Here is a 13268-nt window from a genome sequence, read left to right as displayed (position 1 = left end):
CCCCTCATCCATATGGCAACTTGGCCGCCCCTGACGAGGCTGTGACTGATGGCAAACCCCTACCGCGAATTGTTCAACGCCCCCGGCGCGCGAAATTTTGTGCTGGCCGGGATGATCGCGCGCATGCCGATCTCCATGACCGGTATCGGCGTGATCACCATGCTTTCGCAGTTGTACGGCGGGTATGCGTTGGCCGGTGCGGTGGCGGCGACGTTTGCCCTGGCCACGGCGTTCTGCGCGCCGCAGGTTTCACGGCTGGTCGATCGGTTTGGCCAGGGCAAAGTCCTGCCGATTTCGGCATTGATCGGCGGCGGGGCGCTGCTGATGTTGCTGCTGTGCACACGGCTGCAGGCACCGACCTGGACGCTGTTCATTTTCGCTGCACTGGCCGGGTGCATGCCGAGCATGTCGGCGATGGTGCGGGCGCGCTGGACCGAAATCTATCGCGGCCAGCCGCAATTGCAGACGGCGTATGCGCTGGAGTCGGTGCTTGATGAAGTCTGTTTTATTGTCGGCCCGCCGTTGTCGGTGGGGTTGTGCGTTGCAGTATTTCCCGAGGCCGGACCGTTGGCGGCACTGTTGGCGCTGGCGATTGGTGTCACCGCATTCGTCGCTCAGCGCAGCACCGAGCCACCGGTGCACCCGCACGCGTCCGACCATCAAGGTTCGATCATTGGTTCTACGGACATTCAATTGCTGCTGGCGCTGATGATTGCCATGGGCATCATCGTCGGCGTGATTGATGTGGTCAGCGTCGCGTTTGCTCAGCATCAGGGACAACCAGCGGCGGCGAGCATTGTGCTGTCGGTGTATGCCATCGGCTCGTGCCTGGCCGGTATCGCCTTTGGCGCCATGCGCTCGAAACTGCCATTGCCTCGGTTGTTTTTATACGGCGGCGTGGCGACGGCGGTGACGACCTTGCCGCTGTTGTTGGCGAGCAATATTTTTGGCTTGTCGGTCGCTGTGTTTATCGCCGGGCTGTTCTTTGCGCCGACGCTGATTGTGGCGATGGCGCTGGTCGAGCGCATCGTGCCACCGGCCAAACTCACCGAAGGGCTGACCTGGCTGGTGACTGGTTTGAGTATTGGCGTGGCGGTGGGCGCCGCCGGGTCCGGTTGGCTAGTGGATGCCTACGGCGCTCGGAGTGGATTCTGGCTGGCGATTGCGGCGGGAGCGGTGGTGCTAGGCTCGGCGATACAGAGTTACCGGCACCTGAAATAAATACATCTGTAGGCGCTGCGGCACGCTGCGCCTACAGGAGTCTGAGTTACCAGCCCCGTCCCGAGTTCACCCAGAAATTCACCGACAACGACGTCGATACCGATTCCACCTGATGGAACCAGCCCTCTGGCAGAAACAACAGATCCCCAGCCTCCAGTGTCACGCGCAAGAACATAACATCCCGCGCCGACGGGAAGCGTTCATAGTCCGGCGCATCCGGATTGAAATCGCAGCCATCGAGCCCACCCTCGGGCGCAGTCGACCAGGTGCCCAGCGCTTCGCGATGATGCGGCGCGGCGAGGGTGAATGTCTTCTGCCCCCAGACCTGCGCAAACAGATTGTCGGTGTCATCGCGATGCAGTGGCGTCAGCGTACCTTTGGGGCCGATCCAGATACGCGGCGGGATGAACAGCGAGGCATCGAAGTAGGCCGGGTACTGAATCTGCGGCATCAATGCGGCCGGCAGGATGTTATTACCCATGTAGGCCGGTGGTTCGCCTTCCTCACCTTTGGCCGCCGGGCTGTCCAGCGAGGCGATGAAATCAGCCATCGATGTGGAACGAAAATCCCGCTCGGTGGAAAAGGTTTTTTTCACGTAATCGCCATGGCGAGTGATGCCTTGCAGTTCGGCGAAATGCACCAGCGACTCTTCCCGGCTCAACTTGAACAACGGCCAGTCGTGCAGGGCATTGCTGATCACTACAGGAATGCCGTGGGGCAAGTAACGCTTCTCGAACTCGGCCACCGACAGCTCGCTGCGCGGACGACGCTCGATCTCCTGTTGAGTCGGCAGGCCGGCGGTGAGTTGTTCACTGAAGCGCGGCGGGGTCGGGTAACGCTTGTTCATGTCGACCTTTTGCACTACCGCACCGCCGTGGCGGGCGTGGTCGATGATCTGTGGCAGCAGCGTCGCCAGGCCCATGTTGCCGCCAATCTTCAAGCGACCGCTGGCGAAGAGTTCTTCAACGTTGGCCGTGCCGCCCATGATGCCGAGAAAATCCCGCTCTGCGACTTCAATGGTGACGTCGGGGCTGGCATGGTGGCCCGCTTCAGTGCGGGTGCTGGCCTTGACCTCGGACCAGTAGGCCTGTTGCGGGCCAAACACGAATTGGAAAACGCCTTCGATGCCGACGGCGCCGGCATTGATGAACAGTTTGCCCAAGATGCTCTGCATGTCCACGGCGATTCCTCATTATTGATTTTGGTCTGAACAATTAACGAGTGCCTGTACGTGGGATTTAGCAGGTGTCGACTAATTTGCCGGCGCCGTGATCCGTTTCTCTCTACAGACGATTTTTTTGAGGGACGCGTGGTGACCAAGCTGACTTTGCTGTGCCTGCCGTATTCAGGTGCCAGCGCGATGGTCTACAGCCGCTGGCGGCCGAAGTTGCCGCAATGGCTGCAACTGCAACCAGTTGAGCTGCCGGGGCGCGGCGCCCGGTTCGATGAACCGCTGCAAACCGACATGCGCACGCTGGCGATGCAACTGGCCAAGGAATTGCGCCCGACACTCAAGACCCCGTACGCGCTGTTCGGCCATAGCCTCGGCGCGTTGATGGCGTGCGAAATCGCCCACGCGTTGCGCGCGCTGGGGTGTTCGGAGCCGGTGGCGTTGTTTGCCTCAGGCACCGCGGCGCCGACGATGCGCGCCGATTACGATCGCGGTTTTGCCGAGCCGAAAACCGACGCCGAGTTGATTGATCAATTGCGCAAGCTCAACGGTACGAGCGAGGAAGTGCTGGCCAATGAAGAGCTCATGAGCCTGACGCTGCCGATCCTGCGCGCCGACTTTCTGCTGTGCGGCAAATTCGAGCCGGCCCAGCGACCCTTGCTCAACTGCCCGGTGCACGTGCTGGGCGGCAAATCTGACAAGGCCACCACCGAACAATTGATCGGCTGGAGCAAGGAAACCTTAGGCAGTTTCTCCGTAGACATGCTGGCGGGAGGCCATTTCTTCATTCATGAACACGAAGCCAAAGTGCTGAAAGTCATCAAGGATCAGCTCGAAGTTCATCACCGCCGGCACTCAATGCTCGCCACTGCCTGAGCACCAGGAATTTCATGTGGGAGCGAACCTGCTCGCGAAAGGGTGTTTCAGTCGACATCAACGTCGCCTGACGTGCCTCTTTCGCGAGCAGACTCGCTCCCACAATGTTTCCTGCCTGTCTGAAAAACCCCGCCAGTCTCCCGCCTGATAGTTCTTCTCATTCGCTAATTTTTCCGGTGTGCATTCGTTTTATAGGGACGACGTGCCTTTGTGCTGCCTGCCTACTGATCCGGATGACAAGAAATGAATGCTGAAGACTCCTTGAAACTCGCTCGCCGGTTTATCGGGTTGCCCCTGGAAAAGCGCCAGATGTTCCTGAATGCGCTGCAGAGGGAAGGGGTGGATTTTTCCCGGTTTCCGATTCCGGCCGGGGTCGATGCCGAGGATCGGCAGGCGCTGTCTTACGCTCAGCAACGCATGTGGTTTCTCTGGCATCTGGATCCGCAGAGCGGCGCATACAATCTGCCAGCGGCGGTGCGCCTGACCGGTCGCCTGAATCAGCAGGCGCTTGAGCAAGCCTTCGCCAGCCTGATCGAACGCCACGAAACCCTGCGCACAGTGTTCCAGCAACAGTCTGACAACAGCCTGCTGCAAGTGCCGCTGCAACAACCGTTGGACATTCAGCGCGTCGACCTCAGTGCCTTGGCGGCCGCCGAGCGCGAGGTGCGCGTGGCGGCAGCGGCAGAAGAGCAGTCGCTGCTGCCGTTCGATCTGGCCCACGGGCCACTATTGCGCGTGCGTCTGCAGCAACTGGCCGAGCAGGAGCATGTGCTGTTGCTGACGTTGCATCACATCGTTTCCGATGGCTGGTCGATGAACGTGTTGATCGACGAGTTCTGCCGTTTTTATGACGCCCATGATCAGGGGCTGGTTGCCGAACTGCCCGCACTGGCGGTGCAGTACAGCGATTACGCGCTGTGGCAACGGCGTTGGCTGGAGGCTGGCGAGCAACAGCGTCAACTCGATTACTGGTTGGCGCAATTGGGCGACGAGCACCCGGTGCTGGAGCTGCCCGTCGATCGTCCGCGCCCGGTACTGCCGAGCTACCGCGGTCGTCGTCACGAGCAGACAGTGGAGGCGGCGCTGGTCGAGCAACTGCGCGGTGTTGCGCGTCAGCATGGCGTCACGTTGTTCATGCTGCTGTTGGGCACCTTCAATATTCTGCTGCACCGCTACACCGGCCAGAACGATCTGCGCGTCGGTGTGCCGATTGCCAACCGCAACCGCCGAGAAATCGAAGGTTTGATCGGCTTCTTCGTCAACACCCAGGTTTTGCGCGTGCAACTGGACGGTCAGGCCCGATTCGGCGACTTGCTGAGCGCACTCAAGGAAACCGCGCTCGGCGCCCAGGCACATCAGGATCTGCCGTTTGAACGGCTGGTAGAAGCACTCAAACTTGAGCGCAGCCTGAGCTACAACCCGTTGTTCCAGGTGATGTACAACCATCAGCCGGAAGTCGCCGATGTCACCACGCTCAAGGTCGGCAGCGGCCTGGAGCTGGGGGTGATCGAGTGGGAAAGCCGCAGCACGCAGTTCGACCTGAGCCTTGACACGTATGAGAAGGGCGGTCAGCTGCACGCCGCGTTTACTTACGCCAGCGACCTGTTCGACGGTGAAACCATCGAGCGCATGGCGAGGCACTGGACACACCTGTTGCACAGTATCGTCAACGATCCGCAACAAAGGGTCAGCGAGATCGGGCTGTTGCAGGCGCAGGAATATCAGCAGATGACCCAGGACTGGGGGCGGCATGACGCGACCTGGTCGAGCGAGCGCCCGGTGCATGAGTTGTTCGAGGCGCAAGTTGCACAGGCTCCGGATGCCGTCGCGCTGATTTTCGAGGGGCAGCAACTGACCTACGCCCAGCTCAATGCCCGAGCCAATCGTCTGGCCCGCACGTTGCTGGCGCAGGATGTCGGCCCGGAAGTGCTGGTGGGGGTCGCCGTCGACCGTGGTCATGAACTGATTGTTGCCATCCTCGCGGTACTCAAGGCGGGGGGGGCGTACGTGCCGTTGGACCCGCAATACCCGCGTGATCGCCTGCTGTGCATGATCGAAGACAGCGCCAGCCACTTGTTGCTGACGCAAAGCCATTTGCTCGAACGGCTGCCGGTGCCGCAGAACGTGCGGTGCCTGTGTCTGGATCAGCCCCAAATCTGGACAAACTCAGACGAAAGCAATCCACAGTGTGCGGTGTGGGCCGATAACCTCGCCTACGTGATGTTCACTTCCGGCTCCACCGGTCGCCCGAAAGGGGTCGGCATCAGCCACGGTGCGCTGAGCAAGCACGCCTTCGCCTCGCAGCATTATTACGGCCTGAGTGCCGCCGATTGCGCGCTGCAATTCGCCACGTTCAACTTTGATGCCTTCGGTGAGCAACTCTTCGGCCCGCTGACCTGCGGCGCCTCGGTGGTGTTGCGCGGCAACGAGGTCTGGGACAGCGAAACCCTGTATCGCCACATCGTCGAGCAAGGCATCACGGTCATGGACTTGACCACCGCTTACTGGAACATGATCGCCAAGGAATTCGCTGCTGCCGGCCCGCGTGACTATGCCGCGCTGCGTCAGGTACACAGCGGCGGTGAAGCAATGCCCCCGGAAGGCGTGCAGGCCTGGCGCGTGGCGGGGCTTGAGCACGTGAAATTGCTCAACACCTACGGCCCGACTGAAGCCACCATCACCGCGACCACGCTTGATTGCAGCGATTACGTGGCCGGTCGTCAGCCATTACCGCTGACAATGCCGATCGGGCAGCCGCTGCCGGGGCGGCATACCTATTTGCTGGATGCCGACGGTCAACCGACGCCGGTAGGCGTGGTCGGTGAACTGTTGATTGGCGGAGAGCTGCTGGCGCGTGGTTATTTCCAGCGTGCGGATCTGACCGCCGAGCGGTTTATTCCCGATCCGTTTTCCGCTAGCGGTGCTCGGTTGTACCGCACCGGCGACCTTGCGCGCTTCAACGCCAAGGGCCAGATCGAATACGTCGGCCGGGTTGACCACCAGGTGAAAATCCGTGGTTTCAGGATTGAGCTGGGCGAAGTCGAGGCGCGTCTGCTCGAACTCGATGCCGTCAGCGAAGCGGTGGTGCTGGCGGTGCAGGGCGGTAGCAGCCTGCAACTGGTAGCGTACGTGGTGCCGAAGCAAGCCGACGTGGTTTCGTCGGCGGCCGATACGCAAGGCGCGGCGCGCGACGCGATCAAGGCGCAACTCAAAAACAGCCTGCCGGATTACATGGTGCCGACCCAAGTGCTGTTCCTCGGCGCATTGCCGCTGAGCCCGAATGGCAAACTGGATCGCAAGGCCTTGCCGTCGCCGGACGCCAGCCAGATGCAACAAGCCTTTGTTGCGCCGCGCAGCGAAATGGAACAGAAGATCGCCGCGATCTGGCAGGACGTGCTCAAGCTCGAACAGGTCGGCCTGACCGACAATTTCTTCGAGCTGGGCGGTGATTCGATCATCTCCATTCAAGTGGTCAGCCGTTCGCGTCAGGCCGGGATTCACTTCAGCCCGCGCGACCTGTTCCAGCACCAGACCGTGCAAGGCTTGGCCAGCGTGGCTCGACAAGGCACCGCTGGCGTGACGGTCGATCAAGGACCGGTGACGGGTGCGTTGCCGCTGCTGCCGATCCAGCAAGTCTTTTTCGCAGATGACATTCCCCAGCGTCATCACTGGAACCAGGCCGTGCTGCTGCGCAGTCATGAAACCCTGCGTGCCGAGGCGTTGTTGCAGGCATTGAATGCGCTGCTGGTCCAACATGACGCGTTGCGTTCGCGCTTCGTCGAAAGTGCCGACGGTTGGCGTGCCGCTGTGGCGCCAGTCGTGAATGAGCCGGAACTGCTGTGGACCGCAGGCAACCTTGCTGACGCCGAGCTGCAAGCGCTGTACGCCAACGCCCAACGCAGTCTCGACCTGCAAAAAGGGCCGTTACTGCGCGCGGTGCTGGCCACTGTGGCCGATGGCAGTCAGCGTCTGTTGCTCGCGGTGCATCACCTGGCGGTGGACGGTGTGTCATGGCGGATTTTGCTAGAGGACCTGCAACTGGCGTATCAGCAAGCGCTGCAAGGTTCGAGCATCAAATTGCCGGCCAAAACCAGTTCGTACAAGGCCTGGGGCGAGCATCTGCAATCCTTTGCTGCAACCGACGCGGTGCAGGCAGAACTGGGTTTCTGGCAACAGCAGCTTGAGGGCGCGGCACTGGATCTGCCGTGCGACAACCCGCAGGGCAGCCTGCAAAGTCGTCACGCGCAAGTGCTGCACAGCCGACTCGACGAGACCTTTACTCAACAACTGCTACAACAGGCACCCGCAGCGTATCGCACTCAGGTCAACGATTTGCTGCTGACCGCGCTGGCGCGGGTCATCTGCCGTTGGACCGGGTATCCCGATACGCTGATTCAGCTCGAAGGTCACGGTCGCGAAGACCTGTTTGATGACATCGACCTGACCCGCACCGTCGGCTGGTTCACCAGCGTGTTCCCGGTGCGCCTGACCCCGGCGGATTCGCTGGCGAGCGCGATCAAGCAGATCAAGGAGCAACTGCGCGCGATCCCGAACAAGGGGCTTGGTTTCGGCGTGCTGCGTCACCTCGGTGACGAGCAGGTGCAAGCTTCACTCAAGGCACTGCCGGTGCCGCGCATCACCTTCAACTACCTGGGACAGTTCGACGGCAGCTTCGATGCCGAGGAAGGCGCACTGTTCAGCCCGGCCGGTGAGCGTGCCGGGCTTGAGCAAAGCCTGGACGCACCGCTGGACAACTGGCTGGGCGTCGAAGGCCAGGTCTACGAAGGCGAACTGGACCTGCGCTGGACCTTCAGCCGCGAGCAGTTCAACGAGGCAACCATTTCCCGTCTGGCCGACGATTTCACCCGCGAGCTGCAAGCGCTGATCACCCATTGCTGCCTGCCGGAATCAATGGGCACTACGCCCTCGGACTTCCCGCTGGCGCGCATCGGCCAGGCGCAACTGGATGCGATCACGGTACCGGCCGCCGGCATCGAAGACATTTATCCGCTGTCGCCGATGCAGCAAGGCATGTTGTTCCATACCTTGTACGAACAGGGTAATGGCACCTATATCAACCAGCTGAGTGTCGATGTCGACGGCCTCGATCCCGAGCGTTTTCGCGCCGCGTGGCAAGCCACCATGGACGCCCATGACATCCTGCGCAGCGGCTTCATCTGGCAGGGCGAATTGCAGGAACAGCTGCAGATCATCCATCGCCGACTCGAGTTGCCGTACACGCTGCTCGATTGGCGTGAGCGCGATGACATCACCCGGGCCCTGGAAGATTTCACGGCTGCCGACCTGGCGCAGGGCTTCGACCTGACCGAGGCCGGGCTGCTGCGCGTCACGTTGATTCGTGTGGCTGAGCAGCGTCATCACCTGATCTTCACCAACCACCATATCTTGATGGACGGTTGGAGCAGCGCGCAGATGCTTGGCGAAGTCTTGCAGCGTTATGCCGGCCAGCAACCGCCGCGTCCGTTGAGCCGCTACGCCGATTACATCCAGTGGCTGCAACGTCAGGACGCCGCCGTCAGCGAAGCATTCTGGTTGGCGCAACTGGCGGACTTCCACGAGCCGACCGTGCTGGCGCAAGCCGCGGCGGGCGGTGGCGAGGTGCGTGCCGACAAGGGGCATGTGCTCAAGCATTACCAACTGGATGCGCTGCGGACTCGCCGTCTGAACGAGTTTGCCCGAGAACAGAAAATAACCGCCAACACCCTGGTGCAAGCCGCGTGGCTGCTGTTGTTGCAGCGTTACACCGGCAGCACTTGCGTCGTGTTCGGCACCACCGTGGCCGGGCGTCCGGCGGAGCTGGTCGGTATCGAGCAGCAAGTCGGACTGTTCATCAACACGTTACCGGTAATCGCCGGCTCGCGTCCGGATCAAACCGTGGCCGCGTGGCTGGCCGCTGTGCAGGCGCAAAACCTCAGCCTGCGCGAGTTTGAACACACACCGCTGGCGAATATCCAGCGCTGGGCCGGGCAGGGCGGCGAGTCGCTGTTCGACACGCTGCTGGTATTCGAGAATTTCCCGATTTCTGAAGCATTGCAACACGGCACCGCGCAAGGCGTGGTATTCGGCGAAGTGGCCAACCAGGATCAGACGCACTACCCGCTGACCCTCGGCGTGACGCTAGGCGACACTTTGGCGCTGCACATGAGTTTTGATCGGGCGCATTTCAGCCCCGCCACCATCGAGCGTCTGAGCGCGCAACTGCTGCACCTGCTGGAGCAATTCGCCGAATCCGCCGAACGTCCTCTCGGCGAAATCGCCTTGGCGACGGCTCAAGAGCACGCGCGACAACTGGCGCAAAACCAGCCGCAAGCCTATCCGCAGGACATCCCCGTGCATCAGCGCTACGCCCGGCTGGCGGCGCAACAGCCTGAGCGCACCGCCGTGATTTTCGACGGACAGCATTTCAGCTACGGCGAACTGGACGCCCGCGCCAACCGTCTCGCGCATGAGCTGGTGGCCCGCGGGGTGCGGGCGGAAGTGCGCGTCGGCGTGGCGTTGCCGCGCAGCGAAGGCCTGATCGTTGCGCTGCTGGCCGTACTCAAGGCCGGTGGTGCGTATGTCCCGCTGGACACCAGTTACCCACGCGAGCGTCTGGCGTACCTGATGGAAGACTCCGGTCTGGCGCTGCTGCTGAGCGATTCGCGGGTGTCGGCGCAATTGCCGATCGGTGATGCACTGACCGTGCTGGAGCTGGATCACCTCGACCTCAGCGCGCATTCCGTGCAGGCACCGGTAGTCGCGCTGGATCCGGACAACCTCGCCTACGTGATCTACACCTCAGGTTCCACCGGCAATCCGAAAGGCGTCAGCGTCACCCACGGGCCGCTCGCCATGCATTGCCTGGCAATTGGCGAGCGCTATGAAATGCGCGACAGCGATTGTGAATTCCACTTTATGTCGTTCGCTTTCGACGGTGCCCATGAACGCTGGTTGACCAGCCTGACCCACGGCGGCTCGCTGTTGATTCGCGACGACAGCCTGTGGACGCCTGAGCAGACCTACAACGCCATGATCGAGCATGGCGTGACCGTGGTTGCGTTCCCGCCGGTGTACCTGCAACAACTGGCCGAACACGCCGAGCGCGTCGGCAACCCGCCACCGGTGCGGATTTACTGCTTCGGCGGCGATGCCGTGCCGAACGCCAGTTTTGAACGGGTCAAGCGTGCACTCAATCCCGAGTACATCATCAACGGCTACGGGCCGACCGAAACGGTGGTCACCCCGTTGATCTGGAAGGCCGGTCGCGACGAGCCCTGTGGTGCGGCGTATGCGCCAATCGGCAGCCGTATAGGCGATCGCAGCGCCTACGTGCTCGATGCTGATTTGAACCTGTTGCCGCAAGGCATGGCCGGTGAGCTGTACCTGGGCGGCAGTGGCGTCGCTCGCGGTTATCTGAACCGTGCGGCACTGACTTCCGAGCGTTTTGTCGCTGACCCGTTCAGCCGCAGCGGTGGCGTGTTGTATCGCACCGGCGACCTGGTACGCCAGCGCGCCGACGGCACATTCGACTACCTGGAGCGCATTGATAACCAGGTGAAGATCCGTGGTTTCCGCATTGAGTTGGGCGAAATCGAAGCGAGCCTGCAGGCCCTGGATGGCGTGCGTGAAGCCGTGGTCGTGGCGCAGGAAAGTGCCGGCAGTAAACGCTTGGTTGCTTACGTGGTCGGTGACTCGTCGAGCGATGATTACGCTGAGCAATTGCGTGCGCAACTCAAGGCGACGCTGCCGTCGCACATGGTTCCGGCCTACGTGCTGCGTCTTGAGCGCATGCCGCTGACGCCGAACGGCAAGCTTGATCGCAAGAACCTGCCCAAACCTGATGTCAGCCAATTGCAGCAACTCTATGTAGCGCCGCAAAGTGTGCTGGAGCAGCAACTGGCAACTATCTGGCAAGACGTGCTGAAGCTGGAACGCGTGGGCCTGAGCGATAACTTCTTCGAGCTCGGCGGTGATTCGATCATCTCGATTCAAGTCGTCAGCCGTGCCCGACAAGCCGGCCTGCGGTTTACGCCGAAAGACCTGTTCCAACACCAGACCATTCAAGCGCTGGCCGCCGTGGTGCAAACCGGCGAGCCGTTGCAAGTGATCGACCAGCAACCGGTAACGGGCGCAACCGCGCTGCTGCCGATTCACCAGTGGTTCTTCACGCACGCGATTCCCGACCGTCACCACTGGAATCAGTCGGTGATGCTCAAACCTGCGCAGCCGCTGGATGCACAGGCGCTGGAGCAGGCACTGGATGCACTGGTGGTGCATCACGACAGCCTGCGCCTGGACTTTGTCGAGCAAGCGCAAGGCTGGACGGCGCAGTACCGCGATGTCGCGACGCAAGCGGGTGAAACCATCCTGTGGCAAGTCGAGGCGGCTGATCTGGCGGCGCTGGAAGCACTGGGTAACAAGGCGCAACGCAGCCTGCAACTGAGCGACGGATGGTTGATCCGCGCGGTGCTGGCGAACCTCGCTGACGGCACTCAACGCCTGTTGCTGGTGTTGCATCACCTGGTGGTGGATGGCGTGTCGTGGCGGATTCTGTTCGAGGACCTGCAAAGTGCTTACCGGCAGATTCTGTCCGGTGCGGCCGTGCAACTGCCGGCCAAGACCAGTGCCGTCAAGGCCTGGACCGAGGCATTACAAGACTACGCAGCCAGCGCGCTGTTGCAGGCTGAACTGGGCTTCTGGCAGCAACAACTGCAAGGCGCCACGACCGAGTTGCCGTGCGATAACCCGCAGGGCGGCCAGCAACACAATCAGGCTCAGGCAATCCGCACGCAACTGGACAAAAACCTGACCCGTCAACTGTTGCAGGAAGCCCCGGCAGCCTATCGCACGCAGGTCAACGACTTGCTGCTGACCGCATTGGCCCGGGTGATGGTGCGCTGGACCGGCGACGACAGCGTGTTGGTACAACTTGAAGGCCACGGCCGCGAAGACGTGTTCGACAACGTCGATCTGACGCGCACCGTCGGCTGGTTCACCAGTGTTTTCCCGGCCAGATTGTCGCCGGTGGCCGATCTCGGTGCATCGCTGAAACAGATCAAGGAACAGCTGCGCGCGATCCCCAATAAAGGCATCGGCTTCGGTGCGCTGGCGCATCTGGGCGACGAGTCTGCCCGACAAGCGCTGCAAGCCCTGCCGAAACCGCGCCTGACCTTCAACTACCTCGGCCAGTTCGACGGCAGTTTCGATGCTGGCGACGATGCCTTGTTCGTCCCGACCAGTGAGTCCGGGGGCGAAGAGGTCAACATGCAGGGGCCTTTGGGCAGCCCGCTTGCCCTCGACGGTAAAGTGTTCGGTGGCGAACTGGACCTGAGCTGGACCTTCAGCCGTGAAATGTTCAACCCGACGACTATCCAGCGTCTGGCCGACGACTACCTTCAGGAGCTGACTGCGCTGATCGCCCATTGCTGCGACAGTGCCAACCGTGGGGTGACCCCGTCGGACTTCCCGCTGGCGAAACTCAGCCAGGCACAACTTGACCTGCTGGTGCCGCAACCGCAGGCCATCGACGACATCTATCCGCTGTCGCCGATGCAGCAGGGCATGCTGTTCCACACCCTGCTCGAACACGGCGGCGGCGACTACATCAACCAGATGCGTCTGGACGTCGATGGTGTAGATCCACAGCGTTTTCGCGCGGCGTGGCAATCGGTGGTCGATGCCCATGACATCCTGCGTACCGGATTCGTCTGGCAGGGTGATCTGGAGCAGCCTCTGCAAGTGGTGCAGCGCCATCTCGAGGTGCCGTTCCGCGTCCTCGACTGGTGCGGCCGGACTGATCTGGACGCCGCATTGCAAACCCTGGCAGACGAGGAGCGCGCCCAGGGGCTGGACCTGACCCGCGCACCCTTGCTGCGACTGGTGCTGGTGCGTACCGCCGTCGACCGCCATCACTTGATCTACACCAACCATCACATCCTGATGGATGGCTGGAGCAGTGCGCAGTTGCTCGGCGAGGTATTGCAGCATTACAGCGGCGGAG

4 protein-coding genes (1 of these 4 cut by a window edge) are annotated in these 13268 nt (G+C 61.8%); 3 read left to right on the top strand and 1 reads right to left on the bottom strand.

All coding sequences use genetic code 11. The features are described from left to right. Positions 1–48 precede the first annotated feature (48 nt). Complete coding sequence (locus AB4P92_RS05870; RefSeq protein ID WP_261735641.1) at positions 49–1221, top strand: MFS transporter; 1173 nt, start codon at positions 49–51, stop codon at positions 1219–1221. Between the two features lie 46 nt (positions 1222–1267). Here AB4P92_RS05870 and AB4P92_RS05865 read toward each other — a convergent pair whose 3' ends face one another. Then, complete coding sequence (locus tag AB4P92_RS05865) at positions 1268–2401, bottom strand: cupin-like domain-containing protein (protein WP_395599091.1); 1134 nt, start codon at positions 2399–2401, stop codon at positions 1268–1270. 129 nt (positions 2402–2530) lie between these two features. Between AB4P92_RS05865 and AB4P92_RS05860 the strand changes: the two genes are divergently transcribed. Together AB4P92_RS05860 and AB4P92_RS05855 are read left to right on the top strand one after the other, a co-directional pair. Next, a complete protein-coding gene (locus AB4P92_RS05860) occupies positions 2531–3268 on the top strand; it encodes a thioesterase II family protein (RefSeq protein ID WP_395599090.1) in 738 nt (245 codons plus the stop codon). A gap of 243 nt (positions 3269–3511) precedes the next feature. Continuing rightward, on the top strand, positions 3512–13268 hold the 5' portion of the coding sequence (locus tag AB4P92_RS05855) for a non-ribosomal peptide synthase/polyketide synthase (protein WP_395599089.1). The gene runs 2657 nt beyond the window's last position; the window shows 9757 of its 12414 coding nt (coding positions 1–9757); its start codon is at positions 3512–3514; its stop codon lies beyond the right edge, outside the window.

Origin of the sequence: Pseudomonas sp. A0308 (assembly GCF_044218815.1) — a bacterium.
Taxonomy (GTDB): Bacteria; Pseudomonadota; Gammaproteobacteria; order Pseudomonadales; family Pseudomonadaceae; genus Aquipseudomonas; species Aquipseudomonas iridis.
Note: the sequence above shows the minus strand (reverse complement) of the source record. Positions and strands in the feature narration are given on the sequence as shown.